General features: G+C 39.6%; 18 protein-coding genes and 1 riboswitch. Of the genes, 13 read left to right on the top strand and 5 right to left on the bottom strand.

Annotation, left to right across the window (positions count from 1 at the left end; translation table 11 throughout):
- Positions 1 to 161: 161 nt before the first annotated feature.
- Positions 162 to 302, top strand: a riboswitch (molybdenum cofactor riboswitch).
- From moaA to KDJ85_RS11900, 5 genes are all read left to right on the top strand, one after another.
- Positions 292 to 1,272, top strand: a complete 981-nt coding sequence (moaA, locus tag KDJ85_RS11920) for a GTP 3',8-cyclase MoaA (RefSeq protein ID WP_225819863.1) — start codon at positions 292 to 294, stop codon at positions 1,270 to 1,272. It overlaps the preceding riboswitch by 11 nt.
- A 26-nt stretch (positions 1,273 to 1,298) precedes the next feature.
- A complete protein-coding gene (gene moaC / locus KDJ85_RS11915) occupies positions 1,299 to 1,775 on the top strand; it encodes a cyclic pyranopterin monophosphate synthase MoaC (RefSeq protein ID WP_225819862.1) in 477 nt (158 codons plus the stop codon).
- Positions 1,775 to 2,020 carry a molybdopterin synthase sulfur carrier subunit gene (gene moaD / locus KDJ85_RS11910; protein WP_225819861.1) on the top strand — a complete coding sequence of 82 codons (246 nt, stop codon included), beginning with the start codon at positions 1,775 to 1,777 and terminating at the stop codon, positions 2,018 to 2,020. The genes moaC and moaD overlap by 1 nt, the downstream gene beginning before the upstream one ends.
- A 2-nt stretch (positions 2,021 to 2,022) precedes the next feature.
- Complete coding sequence (gene moaE, locus KDJ85_RS11905) at positions 2,023 to 2,475, top strand: molybdopterin synthase catalytic subunit MoaE (RefSeq protein ID WP_225819949.1); 453 nt, start codon at positions 2,023 to 2,025, stop codon at positions 2,473 to 2,475.
- Positions 2,476 to 2,609: 134 nt separating this feature from the next.
- Positions 2,610 to 3,317: a Bax inhibitor-1/YccA family protein gene (locus KDJ85_RS11900; protein ID WP_206085344.1), complete on the top strand. Its 708-nt coding sequence runs from the start codon at positions 2,610 to 2,612 to the stop codon at positions 3,315 to 3,317.
- A 177-nt stretch (positions 3,318 to 3,494) separates the two neighbouring features.
- On the opposite strand, the gene KDJ85_RS11895 is transcribed toward KDJ85_RS11900, so the two are convergent.
- The 5 genes from KDJ85_RS11895 to KDJ85_RS11875 are packed head-to-tail and all read right to left on the bottom strand — an operon-like array spanning position 3,495 to position 9,243.
- A complete protein-coding gene (locus tag KDJ85_RS11895; RefSeq protein ID WP_225819860.1) occupies positions 3,495 to 4,601 on the bottom strand; it encodes an ABC transporter permease in 1,107 nt (368 codons plus the stop codon).
- Positions 4,602 to 4,609: 8 nt separating this feature from the next.
- Complete coding sequence (locus KDJ85_RS11890; protein WP_225819859.1) at positions 4,610 to 5,749, bottom strand: ABC transporter permease; 1,140 nt, start codon at positions 5,747 to 5,749, stop codon at positions 4,610 to 4,612.
- Positions 5,746 to 7,485, bottom strand: a complete 1,740-nt coding sequence (locus KDJ85_RS11885; RefSeq protein ID WP_225819858.1) for an ATP-binding cassette domain-containing protein — start codon at positions 7,483 to 7,485, stop codon at positions 5,746 to 5,748. The genes KDJ85_RS11890 and KDJ85_RS11885 overlap by 4 nt, the downstream gene beginning before the upstream one ends.
- A 9-nt stretch (positions 7,486 to 7,494) precedes the next feature.
- Positions 7,495 to 8,490, bottom strand: coding sequence for a secretion protein HlyD (gene hlyD, locus KDJ85_RS11880; RefSeq protein WP_225819857.1), 996 nt, complete (start codon positions 8,488 to 8,490; stop codon positions 7,495 to 7,497).
- A gap of 54 nt (positions 8,491 to 8,544) precedes the next feature.
- On the bottom strand, positions 8,545 to 9,243 hold the full coding sequence (locus KDJ85_RS11875; protein ID WP_225819856.1) for a CerR family C-terminal domain-containing protein: 699 nt from the start codon (positions 9,241 to 9,243) through the stop codon (positions 8,545 to 8,547).
- A gap of 281 nt (positions 9,244 to 9,524) precedes the next feature.
- On the opposite strand from KDJ85_RS11875, the gene rhlE reads away from it, so the two are divergent.
- The 8 genes from rhlE (at position 9,525) to KDJ85_RS11835 (ending at position 18,481) form a co-directional block, all read left to right on the top strand.
- A complete protein-coding gene (gene rhlE / locus KDJ85_RS11870) occupies positions 9,525 to 10,865 on the top strand; it encodes an ATP-dependent RNA helicase RhlE (RefSeq protein ID WP_225819855.1) in 1,341 nt (446 codons plus the stop codon).
- 530 nt (positions 10,866 to 11,395) lie between these two features.
- Positions 11,396 to 12,205 carry a DeoR/GlpR family DNA-binding transcription regulator gene (locus KDJ85_RS11865; protein WP_225819854.1) on the top strand — a complete coding sequence of 270 codons (810 nt, stop codon included), beginning with the start codon at positions 11,396 to 11,398 and terminating at the stop codon, positions 12,203 to 12,205.
- A gap of 84 nt (positions 12,206 to 12,289) precedes the next feature.
- Positions 12,290 to 12,970 carry a D-allulose 6-phosphate 3-epimerase gene (gene alsE, locus KDJ85_RS11860; protein WP_225819853.1) on the top strand — a complete coding sequence of 227 codons (681 nt, stop codon included), beginning with the start codon at positions 12,290 to 12,292 and terminating at the stop codon, positions 12,968 to 12,970.
- 15 nt (positions 12,971 to 12,985) lie between these two features.
- On the top strand, positions 12,986 to 13,918 hold the full coding sequence (locus KDJ85_RS11855) for a ribokinase (RefSeq protein ID WP_225819852.1): 933 nt from the start codon (positions 12,986 to 12,988) through the stop codon (positions 13,916 to 13,918).
- Between the two features lie 94 nt (positions 13,919 to 14,012).
- Positions 14,013 to 14,981, top strand: a complete 969-nt coding sequence (locus KDJ85_RS11850; protein WP_206085354.1) for a substrate-binding domain-containing protein — start codon at positions 14,013 to 14,015, stop codon at positions 14,979 to 14,981.
- 78 nt (positions 14,982 to 15,059) lie between these two features.
- On the top strand, positions 15,060 to 16,574 hold the full coding sequence (locus KDJ85_RS11845; protein WP_225819851.1) for a sugar ABC transporter ATP-binding protein: 1,515 nt from the start codon (positions 15,060 to 15,062) through the stop codon (positions 16,572 to 16,574).
- A 179-nt stretch (positions 16,575 to 16,753) separates the two neighbouring features.
- Positions 16,754 to 17,632, top strand: a complete 879-nt coding sequence (locus tag KDJ85_RS11840) for an ABC transporter permease (protein ID WP_377210616.1) — start codon at positions 16,754 to 16,756, stop codon at positions 17,630 to 17,632.
- An 84-nt stretch (positions 17,633 to 17,716) separates the two neighbouring features.
- Positions 17,717 to 18,481, top strand: coding sequence for an SDR family oxidoreductase (locus tag KDJ85_RS11835; protein ID WP_225819849.1), 765 nt, complete (start codon positions 17,717 to 17,719; stop codon positions 18,479 to 18,481).
- The last annotated feature ends 188 nt before the right edge of the window (positions 18,482 to 18,669 follow it).

The following is an 18,669-nucleotide window of genomic DNA, read 5'->3' as shown; positions in this document are numbered from 1 at the left end:
ATAATAAGAGCTTCGGAGATTATCGCTGATGTCCTGTAAGTCGTTGTATATTATATTATATATCGAATTCAGGTTCGCTTTTTCATATTCTATACGCTAGAATCCTTACAGAAATTAAGTGAACAGAGTGGTTTGTTTTCGTTATTAAATTAGCGGCTTTGTTCCAAATAAAACTCCTAGCCTTTGCGTCTAAGTTTGTTTTCACAAATATGATGCTCTGGCCGTGGTCTTAGAGCCACCAGGGTGCAAGATAGAAATGTCTGCATCTCCCGTATTTGGAAAGGTGTAATTATGCAGCAACTCGTCGATCAATTTGACCGGAAATTTTATTATCTTCGGCTTTCTATAACAGATGTTTGCAATTTCCGTTGCACATACTGCCTACCTAATGGTTATCAACCAAGTGGTCGCCATGAATTCCTCACACTGGATGAGATTCGTCGTGTCAGTAGCGCATTCGCTGATTTAGGCACAGAAAAAGTGCGTATCACAGGCGGTGAGCCTACTATGCGTAAAGATTTTAGTGAAATTATCGCCACTATTCATGAAAACGCAGCGATTAAAAAAATCGCAGTTACCACCAATGGTTATCGCATGGCGAGAGACGTTCAATCGTGGAAAGATGCAGGCCTGAATGCAATTAATGTCAGTGTGGATAGCTTAGACCCACGCCAGTTTGCGGCAATCACTGGGCAAGACAAATTCTTCCAAGTGATGAAAGGGATTGATGCTGCTTTTGAGGCGGGTTTTGAAAAAGTGAAAGTCAACGCTGTGTTGATGAAAAATATCAACGACATTGCCCTGAAGTCATTCTTAAATTGGATTAAGCATCGCCCCATTCAGCTACGTTTTATTGAATTAATGGAAACAGGGGATGGCAGTGATATTTTCCAACGTTTTCATGTTTCTGGTGAAACGATTCGCGACCGTTTAATTGAAGAAGGTTGGTATCGTCTTCCCCGTTCTCGCAATGACGGCCCTGCCCAAGTCTTTAGTCACCCAGATTACCAGGGTGAAATAGGCCTTATCATGCCGTATGAAAAAGACTTTTGCCAAAGCTGCAATCGCCTTCGTGTATCTTCTTTAGGCAATCTCCATTTGTGTTTGTTTGGTGAAAATGGCATTCCTCTGCGGGATTTACTAGGGGATGATAACCAAAATGAAGCGCTAAAAGCGCGGATACAGCGTGGTTTGCATCACAAACGCGAAACGCATTTTCTACATATGGGTGATAGCGGCATTACCCCTAATTTGTCCGTTATTGGCGGTTAATTCTTTTAAGATTTTCAGGAGAAACTATGTCCCAACTGACTCACCTCAATGCGTCGGGCGAGGCGCATATGGTTGATGTTTCAGCTAAAGCTGAAACTGTCCGTGAAGCTCGTGCAGAAGCTTATGTCACCATGAACCCCGAAACGTTAGCTATGATTGTTGATGGCAGTCACCATAAAGGGGATGTGTTTGCAACGGCACGCATTGCGGGCATCCAAGCCGCTAAAAATACATGGCAGTTAATTCCATTATGCCACCCTCTGTTGTTGACGAAAGTGGAGGTTGTTCTTGAAGCAGAACAATCACATAGCCGTGTTCGCATCGAAACATGCTGCCGCCTAACAGGTAAAACTGGGGTGGAGATGGAAGCGCTGACGGCAGCCTCGGTGGCGGCATTGACCATTTACGATATGTGCAAAGCGGTACAAAAAGACATGGTCATCGGCCCTGTTCGTTTGTTAGAAAAAACAGGCGGTAAATCTGGAAATTTTAAGGTGGAATGATGATTACAGTATTATTTTTTGCACAAGTTCGCGAATTAGTAGGAACAGATAGACTTGAAATAACAGAAAAATATCAAACCGTTGAGTCTCTACGTTTTGCTTTATCGCAAAAAGGTGATCGCTGGGCGTTGGCGTTAGAAAGCGGAAAATTACTGGCAGCAGTTAATCAATCATTTGTTTCCCTCGAACATTCACTGGTGGAAGGGGATGAAGTCGCCTTTTTCCCACCAGTAACAGGGGGATAATGATGGAAAATACCCATATTGCCGTCCAAACACACAACTTTAGTGTTGGTGAACAATATCAATGGCTTGCTGAGTGTGATAGCGATGGAGCCGTCGTGACTTTTACAGGTAAAGTTCGTAATCATAACCTTGGTGATACTGTTGCGGCCTTAACGCTTGAGCATTATCCAGGTATGACGGAAAAAGCCTTAGCAAACATTGTAGTAGAAGCAAGAGAACGTTGGCCTTTGCAGCGTGTGAGTGTGATTCATCGCATTGGTACTTTGCAGCCAGGTGAGGAAATTGTGTTTGTTGGGGTGACAAGTGCGCATCGTAATGCAGCATTTCAGGCCGCTGAATTTATTATGGATTACTTAAAAACTAAAGCGCCATTTTGGAAAAAAGAGACGTTGCCAGATAACGAACGCTGGGTTGAAGCGAAAGAAAGTGACGAAACGTCCGCAAGCCGCTGGTAATCGCACTTTTTCCTCCGAAAAATACGAATTTGCCGAATGGTAATGTCATAATAATGTGTTAGACTTTGGTTAATTTTCTCCGATTGCAGTATTTTTACTGTGTCGATTTTTATTTTAGCAAAAGGGTAACCATCATGGGTCAGTTTGATCAACGTAATGATTCTCTTGTCCAGAGGGCCGAAACTGGCGTTCAGGCATTTATGTCGCAAGTCTATGGTTGGATGACCGTCGGTTTGCTGTTGACAGCATTTGTGGCTTGGTATTCAGTCAGCAGTGGCTTGTATTACACCATTGCGACTAACAAAATTTTATTTTTCGGAATGATCATTGCTGAACTGGGTTTAGTGATGGGTATTTCCTTCTTACTACAAAGAATTAGCGGAATGATGGCGACGGGCATGTTTATGCTCTATTCATTGTTAACGGGCTTAACTATTTCTGTCATTCTTGCTGCGTATACTGGTGAATCTGTCGCAGGTACCTTTGTTATCACTGCGGTCATGTTTGGTGCATTAAGCTTCTATGGCTACACCACTAAGCGTAGCTTAACAGGAATGGGTAACTTCTTGTTTATGGCGCTGATTGGTATCGTTGTGGCTTCTTTAGTTAACATCTGGCTACAAAGCTCAATGATGTACTGGGTGATCACTTACGGTGGTGTGTTACTGTTTGCTGCGTTAACGGCTTATGACACTCAAAAGCTGAAAGAAATGGGTGCTCAAATTAATGAAGATGACAGAGAAACAATGCGTAAATACTCCATTATGGGGGCGCTATCTCTGTACTTAGACTTCATCAACTTGTTCCTAATGTTACTGCGTATCTTCGGTGACCGTCGCTAACTGCGAGTAAAGCATTCATCACTAGAATGTTTTAGTGAATAAAATTCAAAACCCTTGTGACTTCGGTCGCAAGGGTTTTTTCATCATAATCGTACTAAAAAATATAATTTTCTTATTATTTGAATGCTAAACCTGAGTTTAATTAGGCAGACAAATTGACTTATATTCATCATAGCATCAGGCAATTTTCTTTCTAAAGAGATAATACGCCGCAGAACTGGTGATAATAGCAATAATCAGCAATGGCCATAAACTTTGGAAAATCACTGAAAAATCTGCGTCTTTAAGGTAGATTTGTTTAGTGATTTCAGTGAAATGGCGAATTGGGTTAACCCAAGTGATATCTTGTAGCCAAACAGGCATGTTCTCGACTGGGGATATATAGCCAGATAGCAGTACAGCAGGCATCATAAAGACAAACACCCCAATGAAGGCTTGTTGCTGCGTTGAGCACAGCGCTGAAATTAACAAGCCAAAACCCACTAGCGATAGACCATAAAATAGCATAGTGGCGTAAAACAGCAGTAGTGAGCCTGCAAATGGGATCTGATAACAAAAAATCCCGATAACCAACACCAGACTTGCTTGGGCTGTCGCCACTATTAATGCAGGCACCGCTTTACCAATAAAAATCTGCCACGTTGTTAATGGGGAAACCAGGAGTTGATCTAGCGTCCCTTGCTCCCGCTCTCGCGCAATGGAAAGGGAGGTCACAATCAGCACGCCAATCGTAGTAATCAGCGCCACCAAAGAGGGCACAATAAACCACTTATAATCTAAGTTTGGGTTGTACCAATTACGAATAACCAACTCACTATTATTAGGTTTGATTTGGTTTTGTGTTAACTCTTGTTGATATTGCATCACAATCTGTTCAACATAATTCGCCGCAATTTGTGAACTGTTTGAATTGCGACCATCGAGTAACAGCAGCATGTTCGCGGGAGTATGTGAGTCGATATCTGCGCTAAAATTTTGGCTAAAACGCACGGCTAACAGCGCCTTACGGTTATCGAGAGTGTCGCGAACTTCATGTTCACTTTTGACGAGCAACACGTGGGAAAACGCACTGGCTTTGGCTAACCTCTGAGTAAGTTCAACAGAATGTTTGCCGCCATCTTGGTCAAAAATTGCAATGGTGGTATTTGTGACTTCTAGTGTTGCCGCAAGTGGGAACAAAATCATTTGGAAAATCACAGGTAAAATCAAAATAATTCGAGTTTGTGGTTCTTGTAATAATGATTGTAACTCTTTCATAATTAAGGTGTATAAGCGATAAAACATAGTACACCTCAATCCAATCGACGGCGAGTTTTCAGCGCCGTTAGGCCAATAAATAAGATTGCTGATGCAACCAATAATAAGAAATCGATCAGTAACACCCAGTAAATATCCCCTGCAAGGAACAACGTTTGCAAGCTGCTGACAAAGTAACGTGCGGGGATAAAATAAGTTACCCATTGAATGATGGCTGGCATGCTATCAATCTCAAAAATAAATCCAGACAGCATAATTGCAGGTAAAAATGCAGCATTTAATGCCACCATTGCTGCATTAAATTGGTTGCGGGTAATGGTGGATATTAATAGTCCCATGCCAAGGGCAGTAGCAAGATAGAGACTCGTAATAACAAACAGCACCAATAATGACCCGCGGTATGGTACGCCCAGAACAAAGGTTGTAACGAGCATGCAAAGTACCATCACAAAAGAGCCAAGAACTTGGTAAGGTAATAATTTTGAGAGTAATAATTCAGTACGAGTGATTTGGGTTGAAAGTAAGGCTTCCATTGTGCCGCGTTCCCACTCCCTAGCAATAACCAGTGATGTTAAAATTGCGCCAACCACAGTGATAATAATGCTAATTGCTCCTGGAATAATAAAATGTTGGCTTATTGCTGCCTCATTAAACCAGTAACGCATATTGAGCTCAATTAATGGTGAAACCGTGTTTGCCCGGTTTTCACTTTGTTGCTGCTGCCATATTTGCCAGACACCTTTGGTGTAGGCTTGAACAAAGTTTGCGGTGTTCGGTTCACTCCCATCGGTAATAATTTGTATGGCAGCGTGCCCGTCAGGTTGTAGCAGCTGAGCCGAGAAATTTACTGGGATCACGATAATTCCACGAATTTCACCTGCTTGCATTTTATCGATTAACGCTTTTCGGTTATCACTGATAGTGGCATCAACAAAAGGAGAGCCCGTAAAGGTATCAACGAGCTCTCGTGCAGGCTGGCTTTGTTGCTCCATTAAAATGCCAAGGCGCAATTTACTTGAGTCCAAGTTAATGCCGTAACCAAAAATAAATAGCAGCATCAATGGGATCAGCACTGCAATTAGAGCACTACTAGGATCGCGTACTATTTGTTTGGTTTCTTTCCAGCACAAGGCTTTTAGCCGACGCCATGAAAAAGAAGAGGCGGCATGATTCATTTGGCCTCCTGTTGTTTGTCGTAATTCATTATAAGTTCGATAAATGCATCTTCCATGGAGGGATCTGGGTTATCACGAGTCGCAACTTGTTGTTTTAGCGCGTCAGGTGTGCCAGCTGCGATAATTTTACCATGGTAAACAAGCCCTATTCGGTCGCAATATTCCGCTTCATCCATAAAATGTGTGGTGACCATCACGGTCACGCCTTTATCCACCATCCCATTGATATGTAGCCAAAATTCACGACGAGTTAATGGGTCGACGCCTGAAGTGGGTTCATCCAAAAATAAAATATCGGGCTCATGCATGAGTGAGCAGGCAAGGGCAAGGCGCTGTTTATAACCCAAAGGAAGGGAGTCTGTAATTTGATTGATAATTGGCTTGAAGCTAAAGGCATCTACCATTTCTTGGATTTTAGCTGACTGTTTTTTATGATGTAATCCATAAACTCCCGAAAAAAACTTTAGGTTTTGCCCCACTTTTAGATTCCCATAGAGGGAAAATTTCTGCGCCATATAACCAAGGTGCTGCCTGGCTTTATTTGAGCTGGTTTTTAAATCCATACCCAGCACTAAAGCATGTCCCTCAGTGGGCTTCATCAGGGCGCACATCATTTTAAAAGTTGTTGATTTTCCTGCGCCGTTTGGGCCTAACAGCCCAAAAATTTCACCGCGTTTGACTTGAAAATTGACGTGATCTGTCGCTGCAAAATCCCCAAATTTTTTGGTGAGATTACGCGCTTCAATCACCGTTTCCTGAGGGTTTGGTGGAATTTGTGGCACAATGGCGGCTAACTCTGAACGGTGAGAAGGGCCACCGCCAAGAAGGTCAATGAACGCATCTTCAAATCGCGGTTGTGCGGCAATTAGCTTGTTTTCTTGCATATTGAGGGCACTTAACAGACTTTCTGGAGATGCATCAGGCTTTAGAATCAAACGAACATAGCGGCCTTGGATAACGCCATCAGTCGTTTCAGGAAGCACTAATGCATTTTGTAATACTGTGCGCTTTTGTGCAGCTGGAACCTCAAGTAAATAGGAACGCCCCGCCATTTTTTGTGTTAATAATTCAGGCTTGCCAGAATAGAGCGATTGCCCTTTATTAAGAAGCAATACCTCTTTACATTGTTGGGCTTCATCAAGATATGAAGTGCTCCATAATATTAGCATTCCATCATCAGCAAGAGTGTGAACCATCTGCCACAGCTCACGCCTCGCAATAGGGTCAACGCCAACGCCTGGCTCATCCAATAACAATACTTTGGGCTTACCAAGCAGTGTACAGGCTAAACCTAGCTTTTGTTTCATTCCACCTGAAAGTTTGCCTGCAAGGCGTTGCGTAAAAGGGGCAAGGTTAGTGAATGAAAGTAACTGTTGATAGGTTTTTTCGCGCTCTTCGCCAATAACACTGCGCAAATCGGCGTATAAATCCAAATTCTCTTGAACCGTTAAATCCTCATACAAACCAAACTTTTGTGGCATATAGCCGAGGTTTGCACGCACTGCGATACTGTCTTGAATAGGGTCTAACCCCATCACACGAATATGCCCAGCATCAGGTTTGAGTAGCCCTGCGAGCATACGCATTAATGTCGTTTTTCCTGCGCCGTCAGGGCCAACTAACCCTGTGACAGATCCACCGTGGATATCGATTGTGAGGCTTTCAACTGCGGGAGAATCTAAGCCGCTAAAGCTTTTTTCGACGCCTTTAAGACTGATGCTGTAATCATCACTCATGGCTATTTTTTACTTCTTGTTATTTGCAAAGTAAATGGTGACAGGCATGCCTTGGCGTAAAGCATCATCTGCATCATCAACAATAATACGTAAACGATAAACCAAATCGGTTCTTAAATCAGGTGTTTGTACACTTTTAGGCGTAAATTCAGCCGTTGGAGAAACAAAGCCAATTGTACCATGGTATGGTTGATTAGGGCGGCTATCAGTATAGAGGGTGACTTGCGATCCTGGAACAGCGTTGCCAAGGTGCGGTTCACTGATATAAGCACGTACCCAAACTGGGTGAGTGAGGGTAACACTAAAAATACTGTTTCCTGCACCAACATTGGTGCCTGGTTCGATGGCGCGGGTTAAAATAGTGCCATCAGATGGGGCAATTAGCACTGTATCTTGTAAATCTAGCTCAGCCTGGGCAACAGCAGCTTCTGCTTGTAACCATTCCCCTCTAGCTGCCGCAATTTCTTCTTGGCGGAAGCCACTTTGGTATTGATTCAATTTGTCTTGGGCGGCTTGAAGAGCTGCAAAAGCTTGATTGCGGTTATTTTTTGCATTATCGAGATCATTGGCAGAAATGACACGAGAAGCTGCTAGGCCTTGTTGGCGTTTATAAAAGTTATCTGCATATTGCCAAGCCGCTTGCCGTTGAGCAACTTCAGCTTCAACTTGGGCAATTTCTTGGGTGCGGTAGCCACTTTCTTTTAGCATTAATTGGGCTTTGGCGCTTTCTCGCACACCTTTAGCTTTATTTAATGCATTAATGTAAGGTGCATCATCTAATTGACCAAGCTTATCACCAATCGCAATGCGCGCGCCCTCATCAACAGTTAAGGACACGAGCTTGCCAGGTACTCTGAAACTTAAGTTAACCGTTCGTACATCAACATTGCCATATAACGTTAATGTTTTATCTTGTTGAGATTGATAGTAATAATAACCAGAAACTGCAGCACCGATTAATATAACAATAATAAAAACAAAAATAGAACGGCTTTTATTGTTCATCGTTGACCCTAGTTAATCGACAAGAAATGATTTCACTTTAATCAATTAATCATATCACTTTTCAATCTGTTTGCGATGACGTAATCCCGCTAATAATATATTTGTATGTTCAATAAGAACTTGATTAATAATTTTAAATTCATTTTCATTGATATGTTTCCACCCCGTTTGGCGTAATAAGGTTTCACGAGCGATACGAAATGACAACGTTTCACCTAAAATGGCGTGGGTATGAATAAGTGTTGTGAGATGATTGGGATCAGCCCCGATATAAACAGCAATTAAGCGGTTTAAACGAGAATGGATAGGGCCTAAAGCTTGCTCATGAATAATGGTATAAGCTTCGGTGGGGTTAAGTTGTTCTCGCGCTAAAATACGAGAAAAACTTAAATTTTTCTTTTCAAGCTGAAAGTAATTATACGTTATCACTGTTTTTTGTAATAAATCGAGTGCTTCTTGGGGTGTTTTTTCATTAGCGGATTGATTTAAAAAGCGATCAATGGAAAGAAACACATCGTGGAAACTGTCTTTAATATTTTTTGCAATCATCTTCGCGACAGCTAAATACAGCCCTTCTTTAGAGCCAAAATAGTAGGAAATTGCGGCGATATTTTGCCCTGATGCTTGCGCAATCTTGCGGGTAGTTGCCCCATCAAGCCCTTGTTCTCCATAAACATCCGCGGCTGTAAGTAGTAGTTGTAACTTTGCGTTTTCTCCCCGCAAGGTTGGTGACGAATTTATATTCATAAACATTCCTTTAAATCAGAATTAAATCATACTTTATAAGCTCTAAGTGGCTCTTTATGTTTAAAAGGGGTCATAAACGACAACTCATAGTGTTGTATAAGTATATATACTATATAGAGGGAATTTTATATTAATTTATTACCCAAACTAAATTAATATATTTATCACCATCAAATAATGTTAGAATTTTGCAATGTCGCACGGCAGTTTGCGCTTTTTTCTTCTGACTCACTTCCCCCAGAACTGCCACAATCAACTTGAAGCGGTGAAGCTCGGAGTAATTTAATTTGACAACTTTTTCAGACCTCGCGTTAAACGAGGAAATTTTGCTTGCCATTAATGAGTTAGGCTATGAAAGTCCAACGCCTATTCAACAACAAGCTATCCCCGCAGTGCTTGCAGGAAACGACCTTCTTGCGAGTGCACAAACTGGAACAGGTAAAACAGCAGGCTTTACACTGCCTATTTTACAAAAGCTGGTTTCTAACCCTCGCGGTAATAATCGTCGACCAATTCGTGCACTCATTTTGACGCCAACGAGGGAGCTTGCGGCTCAAGTTGCTGAAAATGTAAAAGAATATAGCCGTCACTTGCGTATTCGTTCATTTGTTGTTTTTGGTGGTGTGAGTATCAATCCACAGATGATGAAATTGCGTGGTGGGGTAGATATTTTAATTGCTACGCCAGGTCGTTTATTGGATTTAGAGCACCAAAATGCGGTTGATCTTTCTCAGGTCGAAATGTTTGTATTGGATGAAGCTGACCGCATGTTAGATATGGGCTTTATTCACGATATCCGCCGTGTTATTAATAAATTACCGAAAAAACGCCAAAACTTATTGTTTTCAGCAACCTTTTCGGATGACATCAAACAGCTAGCAAATAAGTTACTGAATAATCCCGTAACTATTGAAGTTGCCCCTCGAAATTCAGCATCTGAGCAAATAACGCAATATGTTCACTTAGTGGATAAAAAGCGTAAAGCTGAGTTACTGTCATTTATGATTGGTCGTGATAACTGGCAGCAAGTTCTTGTTTTTACAAGAACAAAACACGGCGCAAACCGCTTAGCGGAGCACTTAAATAAAGATGGTGTTAAAGCAGCTGCTATCCACGGCAATAAGAGCCAAGGTGCGCGAACACGCGCTTTAGCGGATTTTAAATCTGGGAATATCCGTGTTTTAGTCGCAACGGATATTGCAGCTCGTGGCCTTGATATTGAGCAACTCCCTTATGTGGTGAATTTTGAATTGCCAAATGTAGCCGAAGATTATGTTCACCGTATTGGTCGCACTGGTCGTGCTGAAGCGATAGGTATGGCGGTGTCATTAGTTTGTATTGATGAGGCTAAGCTACTTAAAGATATTGAAAAACTGCTGAAGAAATCGATCCCATTGATGGCGATTGACGGTTATGAACCCGATCCATCTATTAAAGCAGAACCTATCCAAAAAACACCGCAGCGCAATGAACGCCGCTCTGGTGATAGAAACCATGGTAACAATACTAAGTCTCCACGTCGTAGTCATTCACCAGCAGCGAAAGCCGGTGGTAACAGAGGTTCAGCATCTACATCACCGTGGAAAAGTGCCCAGAAAAAAGTGAGTCAAGGGCGTAAGGATAGCTAGTTACATCAAAAAATGATGTGGCTATTAGTAACATAATGAGTGCATTAAATTTTAAGGGGGTAAGGTTTGGCTTTATTCTCTTAAAATGCACCTTTCATTCTTTTAATCTATTGTTTAAACCAATCATTTGATTGATGCTAATCCTTCCAGCTTAATATTAATTTCAGCACGATACTATCTCGGTGATCATCAAATTGAGATGTACAGCATAAGATAACAATATTTTCACAAAATCCCTTTCAAATTTTAATAAAACAAATTAATTTCATCAGTGAATTATCAAAACGGGCATAAACGGGTTTATGCGGGTAAATACGGGCTTTTGTATTTTTCTTTGTATTTGCCCGTATTTGACCGATATGCAAACTATTAAGCGATACAGCATCGCTAAGTTAGGGGGAATTTGTGTTTTCTGAGATAAAAATCACAGAAAATGGCTTTTTCCCCTGATCCTAACGTTATGAGAAAAACGGCTCAGTAATCATGAATTGATACGGCTATACTCATCACCATATTGAAAGGGGACAAATATGCTACAACTCGAAAGACATAACGCTATTGTTGCCCTCATTCAAGAACATGGTGCAATGCGTGTTAATGATTTGGCCGAGCGTCTACAGGTATCTCGGGAGACAGTGCGGCGAGATTTAACAGACCTTGAACATCAAGGAATGGTGAATCGAAGCCATGGTGGGGCGTTGTTGTCAAATAAGCTAAAAACGTCGTTGATACCCTATTATGCACCTCAAGAAATGCCACCTTCAGTAAAACAAGGCGCATTCCGAGTTCGAACGGCATTAAATATAGAAAATAAAACACGCATGGCGAAAGTTGCGTTGGATTTTATTCAACCACAGCAAATTATTTTATTAGATGGTAGCAGCAGCAGCTGGTTCTTAGCTAGGCAACTTCCGGAGTTTGAATTAACAGTTGTAACGCCTTCTGTTGCGATTATTCAAACGCTGATGCCGCGGACATCGACGCGTGTCGTCGGGTTAGGTGGGGAATTTTCTGTTGCAGAAGAAGCTTTTTTTGGTGAAACGACAATCAAACAAATTAATGAACAGAATGTCGATACACTATTTTTTTCCTGCCAAGGAATTGATAGAGACAGAGGCATTTATGCGGATAGTGAAGCTCATGCAGCACTCCTTAGGCAAATGTTTTTAATATCGCGTCGAATTGTTTTATTAGTTGACCAAAGTAAGTTTGGAAAGATAGGAACAGCTCGAGTTTGTGGATTTGGTGATATTGATCTATTAATTACTGAAAAATTTGATGACCCATTATTCCAAAAAGAAATGACGTGGCATAACGTTAAAGTTATTACGATTAATTAAACTTATAATTAAATAATAAAACTCTGAATTTATATATGTCAGAGGCAGCATTGTATTAAATAAAATATTTATTAGGATGAAAAGATGAAATACTTAATTTCACCGTCTTTAATGTGTATCGATATGATGAAAGTATCTGAGCAATTATCATTTTTAAATGATAATGCGGATATGCTGCATGTGGATATAATGGATGGGCATTATGTCAAGAACTTGGCATTGTCAGTTGATTTTATTAGACAAATAAAACCCTACACACAGCTACCCATTGATGTTCACCTCATGGTAGAACACCCAATGGATTTTATTGATGATTTAATTTCTGTTGGAACTGACAGTATTTCTTTGCATGCGGAAATTATAAGTTCATATGCATTTAGAGTGATTAATCATATTCGTAATAAGGGCAAAAAAGTTGGGATTGTTTTAAATCCTGCGACAAGTATTGAGGTGTTAAATCCTTATATTCATTTAATTGATAAAGTAACTGTGATGACGGTTGATCCGGGGTATGCAGGGCAAGCGTTTATTCCTGAAATGGTAGAGAAAATCCATGCTTTGAATCAGAAAAAAGCAGAAGGGAATTATTCATTCTTAATTGAGGTTGATGGTTCTTGTAATAAAAACACGTATAAAGCCTTATTAAAAGCAGGTGGGCAAGTTTTAATTATGGGAAGTAGTGGGTTATTTAAAAAAGGTATTCCGCTATCTGAAACGTGGCAAACGATGCAAGAAGATATTCTTACCTCACTGAATTATGCTTAGTTTTAAGGATTAATTATGGCAGGAAAAGTATGTGTATTTGGCTCGTTTAACTTTGATATGGTTGCCAGAGTATCTCGTTTCCCATTTCCAGGTGAATCACTTGTTGCAAACAGCAGTATGACAAGTGCAGGTGGAAAAGGAGCAAACCAAGCAACGGCGGCTTTAAAATCAGGTGCAAATGTCCATTATATCGGAAAAATAGGTGAGGACGCTTTTGGGCAATATGCACGTAGGCATCTAAAGTCAGTTGGTTTTAATGCAGTTACCTTATTGGTAACGAATGAAATTTCAACTGGAAATTCACTCGTTTATGTCGCTGAGCGTGATGGTGATGCTGAAAATATGATAGCCGTTGACCCCGGCGCAAATATGACAGTGACAGACGATGAAATCACCCAATGTGAGCCAACAATTTCTTGTGCTGATGTTGTATTAGTGCAATTAGAAAATAATTTACAAGCTATTGAGCGCGTGATTGCTATTGGCAAGGCGAATAATGCTTTTGTCATTTTAAACCCAGCGCCTTGGCAGCCAGTGACGAGTGAGATGTTACAACAGGTTGATTTAATTACACCTAACTCAACTGAGGCATGGCTAATTACAGGGTGCAAAGTGGAGGATTATGAAAGTGCGAGCCGAGCTGCCGACTTAATCCACGCTAAAGGATGTAAAAACGTCATTATCACAATGGGTTCGCTTGGGGCATTGTTATCTGATGATGAAGGGAAAATGATTATTCCGTGTTTTCCTTCACAACCTATTGATACGACTGGTGCTGGAGATGCATTTAATGGTGCATTAGCGGCGAGATTAGCAATGGGAGATTCAATCCGTTTAGCGACCCGTTTTGCATCTGCCTATGCGGCTGTGAGTGTTGAAAAGCTAGGGGCTGGCACGTTACCTGATTTATCCGAAGTAGAAGAAAGGTTACTCGCTCAGTCTATTTAATCAATTAAATTTAATAATAAAGGCATTAGGAAAATTTAGTTACATAGTTATCAAAATAATAGAAAGCACCATCCCTACATATAAGGTAAATATAATGAAAGCTATTAATAAATTATTGCTTTGTACTATTGTTGTCTCTGCATTCTCAACAGGTTTAGCTAATGCTGAAGATAAAATAAAAATTGGTTTTGCGAATAGAACATTAAATGGCGCATTTTTTAATGGGCTTGATCAATACATGCAAAAGCATGCTAAAGAAAAAGGTTATGAAATAATCACGACAGATGCACGCGGGGATTTAAATAAGCAAATCTCAGATGTAGAGGATATGTTATCTCAAGGAATTAATTATTTAGTTTTAAATCCACAAGACCCAGAAGCAGGTATTCGTATTACGAATATGGCAAAAAATAAAGGTATTCCAACCATTATTTTAGACAGTGATATTCCACTAAGTGCTCCTGTCATAACACGTGTTCAGGCTGATAACGGAAAAAATAATGTCTTAATGGGAGAGTATGCAGTTGATTTATTTGGTAAAAATCCAATGAACTGTGTCTTTATCAGTGGGAATCAAGGTAATTTAGTCGGTGAAGCACGTCGAGCAAACTTTGTTCGTGGTGTGATGGAAGCACAACTTAGAAAATATAACCAAACAAATCTAACAGTATTAAGCCAAGGTTGGGGAAATTGGGACCAGCAAGGTGGTCTTAAAGCGATGGAAGATTTGCTCGTTGCACAAGGAGATAAAATTAATTGTGTTTATACCGAATCTGATGAAATGGTCTTAGGTGCAGTTTTATCTTTGAAAGCCGCAAACAAATTAGATAACGTGAAAATTTTCTCGAATGATGGATATAAAAAAGCACTTGAAGCGATTTCACGTGGTGAATTGCAAGCAACATCTTCAAATAACCCAGATACACTAACATCTGCTGTTATCGATGTTATTGCTAAGCATAAAGCAGGCCAAACAGAATTCCCTGATTATTCTTACATCACGCCAGTTGTCATTAATAAAGATAATGTTAAGAAATATTATGATGAAAAAGCACTGTATTAATTAAGTGCGTGAGGTGCGGTAATTGAATACCGCACCTCTAAAAATCTATCATAGTTAATAAAGCAAAAGGTATTTATGATGGAAGAATATGCAATTGTGACAAAGGGTGTGAAAAAAAGTTTTGGTGGGGTTCATGCCTTAAAAGATATTAACCTTAAAGTTAAGCGGGGTGATATACATGCAATTGTAGGTGAGAATGGAGCCGGAAAATCAACATTAATGAAAATTCTATCTGGAATATATACAAAAGATAGTGGGCAAGTTTTTATTAATGGTGAAGAAGTGAACTTCACGACACCAAAGCAAAGTAGACAACATAAAATTGGTATTATTTACCAAGAACTTGCTATTTCACCTGAGCTAACTGTCGCCGAAAATATTTTTCTGGGGGACCTTGGTTTTGGGAAAGCGACTATAAACCGAAAATTATTAAATAAACGTGCTAGTCATGTTTTAAAAAATTTAGGTTTTGATATTGATCCCACCGTTAAGGCTAAAACACTGAGTGTTGCATATCAACAAATGGTTGAAATAGCGAAGTCATTGGCTCGAGATGTTAATATTTTAATCTTAGATGAGCCTTCAGCAGTATTATCTGAGCGTGAAATTAATATTTTATTTAGCCAATTGAAATTTTTAAAGGCACAAGGTGTCACTATTTTATATATTTCCCATCGGTTAGAAGAAATATTTAGAATTGGGGATGCAATTACGGTTATTAAAGATGGGGAAACGACTAAAGAACTGGATCCTAAAACGTGTACAGAGGACGATATTATTACAGGTATGGTGGGGCGAAGTTTTGAAAATCTATACCCAGTTAAAAATATGCCAAGTAATGAGATTGCTTTGCAGGTCGAAAATTTATCCACTAAAAGCTTACTTAATAATATTAATCTTTATGTTAAAAAAGGTGAAATTGTAGGTCTAGCTGGGCTCGTCGGCTCAGGACGCACGGAAATTGCAAGATGCTTATTTGGCATCGATAAAACAATGTCGGGTAGAATCATTAAAGATAATAAAGAAATTATTATTCACCACCCAAGTGATGCAATGAGCAAAGGTATTGGATTAGTTCCAGAAGATAGAAAAATTCAAGGCGCAATTTTATCTAGACCTATTCGTGAAAATATTAGTTTGACAAAGTTACGCTCTATTTGCCAATTAAAAGGTGTTATTCGGGTTAGTAAAGAACGGGCATTAGCGAGCATTTTTAAAGATAAGTTAAAAATTAAATTTAATAATATGGATAACCCAATTTCGAGTTTAAGTGGTGGGAACCAACAAAAAGTCGTTATTGCCAAATGGCTAAATACAAACTGTGATGTATTAATTTTAGATGAACCCACTCGAGGTGTTGATGTTGGCGCTAAAGTTGAAATTTATCACTTAATTAATGAATTAGCGAAAAAAGGTTTTTCAGTAATTGTTATTTCATCGGAAATGATTGAAGTCATTTCACTTTCTCATCGTGTTTACGTTATGAGTGAAGGGCGAATTACCGCTGAGTTACAAGAAAGTGAACTATCAGAAGAAAATATCATGCGTCACGCTATTGTCAAACATGAAAAAACAGCTGCAATGGCAAATTAACTCATTTTTAAATGTAGCGCTGTAATCTAAGTTACAGATAAAAATAAAAAGGATACACCATGGAAACACTAGAAAACTCAAATTTGAGTGTGGAAAATAAATCGAATAATCAATCATCTTTATTAAGAAAAATAGCAAAGTTGATCGGCGAGAATTCAACACTACTTGTTTTTATTATCATGCTTGTTGTTGCGGGTTTTTTATCGGATCGGTTTTATAGTGCAGATAATATTACTAACGTATTAAGGCAAAGCGTTCCTCTCGGGCTAGCTACACTAGGTATGCTATTTGTTATTTTAACAGGGGGAATTGATTTATCCGTTGGTGCAATTATGGCCTTAGTTTCTGTGGTTGTTGCATTAATGATCCCTGATATTGGTCTATGGCCCGCATTAGCCGTTGGTATTATTATGGCAACCATTATTGGTGCTTTTGCAGGCATTTTAGTGACCTGGTTTAATATCGCACCATTTATTGCCACATTAGCAATGATGACAATTGCTCGGGGCTTAGGGTTGATAATATCAAAAGGACAGCCTGTATTTATTGATGACCCTGCATTAATCGAATTTGGTACTGGTTATTTATTTGGGATCCCTTTACCTGTTTACGTATTTGGTATCTTTATTTTACTAGCTCAATTTTTATATAAGCATACGGTATTTGGTCGTTTAGTAGTTTCAATTGGTTCAAATGAAACGGCAACACGCTTTGCAGGTATTCGAGTTAATTATTACAAGTTAGCTGTTTATGCGCTAAGTGGGTTAGCCTGTGGGGTTGCAGGAATTTTAGCCACAACAAGAACAGGTGTTGGTTCTCCGGTATTAGCGGTTGGTTTTGAATTAGATGTTATTGCTGCGGTAGTTGTGGGTGGTGCAAGTTTAGCGGGGGGGCGAGGCACAGTTATTAACACGATTATTGGCGTTTTAATTTTAAGTATTATTTCTAATTTGATGAACCTGATGAATATCTCTGGTTATAACCAACAAGTGGTTAAGGGCATCATTATTATTATTGCTGTGATGCTAGAAAGTATTAAATCAAAAGTAAAATTGTAAGAACACTAGGTAGTGAGCTAATAATTAGAGTTTATTTCCTGTAAAAAAACGAGCAAATAATTATCCATTATGGAGAGTGCGATTATGAGTAGTGATATTTTTTCTTTAAAAGGGAAAGTTGCCATTGTCACTGGTGGTAAGCAAGGTATTGGAAAAGTTGTTGCACAATATTTAGCGAATGCAGGTGCTGATATTGCTATTTTTGATCTTGCTGATGCCAGTGATATCGCTGAGCAATTAGAAAAAAATTATCATATCAAAGCAAAAGCTTATCGCTGCAATGTGGTAGACCCTGAAAATGTGAAGGCGTGCATTGAGTCCGTTGGAATTGATTTTGGTACCTTAGATTTATTATTTAACAATGCAGGGATTTGCTTGCATAAGCCGGCAGTTGATTGCGCCCCTGACGAGTGGCGTAAAATTGTTGATGTTAATTTAAATGGTGTTTTCTTTGTTGCTCAAGCATTCGCTCGTTATCTGATCAAAAATAATAAACCAGGTAGTATTGTGAACACAGCATCGATGTCTGGGACTATCGTGAATATTCCACAAGAGCAAGCGTCTTATAATGCATCAAAAGCGGCTGTCGTGCATTTAACCAAATCTTTAGCAGTTGAATGGAGCCAGCTTGGTATTCGCGTTAATTCAATTAGCCCTGGCTATATTCGGACTGAAATGACGGCGACGGTAAGACAAGATTGGCAGGATGAATGGGTTAAAATGATCCCATTTAAACGAATGGGGACACCTGAAGAGCTTGCTGGTGCTGTCATTTATTTATTATCTGACGCTGCAAGTTATACCTCTGGTGCTGATTTAATAATCGATGGTTGTTTTACTATCGTTTAATTGTTCATATTTTGAATGAAAAACACCTCAGTAAGTTATACTTATTGAGGTGTTTTTTGTCATTGCAAAGCACGTTCATTTTTATACTTATTTAGCCAAGAAAATGTATTATAGTCAGCTCAAATTCGTGCCTTTATTTTCCATGTGAACATATTGAGCTATCTTATGGCCAATATGTCCTGTAAAAA

Source organism: Providencia vermicola, from assembly GCF_020381325.1.
In the GTDB taxonomy this organism is placed as follows: domain Bacteria; phylum Pseudomonadota; class Gammaproteobacteria; order Enterobacterales; family Enterobacteriaceae; genus Providencia; species Providencia vermicola.
This window is presented reverse-complemented; position numbering and strand designations above follow the sequence as displayed.

Excerpts from the sequence above, each read along its gene's own strand:
- moaA (WP_225819863.1), top strand. The coding sequence starts at position 292 with ATGCAGCAACTCGTCGATCAATTTGACCGGAAATTTTATTATCTTCGG.
- moaC (WP_225819862.1), top strand. The coding sequence starts at position 1,299 with ATGTCCCAACTGACTCACCTCAATGCGTCGGGCGAGGCGCATATGGTT.
- moaD (WP_225819861.1), top strand. The coding sequence starts at position 1,775 with ATGATTACAGTATTATTTTTTGCACAAGTTCGCGAATTAGTAGGAACA.
- moaE (WP_225819949.1), top strand. The coding sequence starts at position 2,023 with ATGGAAAATACCCATATTGCCGTCCAAACACACAACTTTAGTGTTGGT.
- KDJ85_RS11900 (WP_206085344.1), top strand. The coding sequence starts at position 2,610 with ATGGGTCAGTTTGATCAACGTAATGATTCTCTTGTCCAGAGGGCCGAA.
- KDJ85_RS11895 (WP_225819860.1), bottom strand. The coding sequence starts at position 4,601 with ATGTTTTATCGCTTATACACCTTAATTATGAAAGAGTTACAATCATTA.
- KDJ85_RS11890 (WP_225819859.1), bottom strand. The coding sequence starts at position 5,749 with ATGAATCATGCCGCCTCTTCTTTTTCATGGCGTCGGCTAAAAGCCTTG.
- KDJ85_RS11885 (WP_225819858.1), bottom strand. The coding sequence starts at position 7,485 with ATGAGTGATGATTACAGCATCAGTCTTAAAGGCGTCGAAAAAAGCTTT.
- hlyD (WP_225819857.1), bottom strand. The coding sequence starts at position 8,490 with ATGAACAATAAAAGCCGTTCTATTTTTGTTTTTATTATTGTTATATTA.
- KDJ85_RS11875 (WP_225819856.1), bottom strand. The coding sequence starts at position 9,243 with ATGTTTATGAATATAAATTCGTCACCAACCTTGCGGGGAGAAAACGCA.
- KDJ85_RS11865 (WP_225819854.1), top strand. The coding sequence starts at position 11,396 with ATGCTACAACTCGAAAGACATAACGCTATTGTTGCCCTCATTCAAGAA.
- alsE (WP_225819853.1), top strand. The coding sequence starts at position 12,290 with ATGAAATACTTAATTTCACCGTCTTTAATGTGTATCGATATGATGAAA.
- KDJ85_RS11855 (WP_225819852.1), top strand. The coding sequence starts at position 12,986 with ATGGCAGGAAAAGTATGTGTATTTGGCTCGTTTAACTTTGATATGGTT.
- KDJ85_RS11850 (WP_206085354.1), top strand. The coding sequence starts at position 14,013 with ATGAAAGCTATTAATAAATTATTGCTTTGTACTATTGTTGTCTCTGCA.
- KDJ85_RS11845 (WP_225819851.1), top strand. The coding sequence starts at position 15,060 with ATGGAAGAATATGCAATTGTGACAAAGGGTGTGAAAAAAAGTTTTGGT.
- KDJ85_RS11840 (WP_377210616.1), top strand. The coding sequence starts at position 16,754 with ATGCTTGTTGTTGCGGGTTTTTTATCGGATCGGTTTTATAGTGCAGAT.
- KDJ85_RS11835 (WP_225819849.1), top strand. The coding sequence starts at position 17,717 with ATGAGTAGTGATATTTTTTCTTTAAAAGGGAAAGTTGCCATTGTCACT.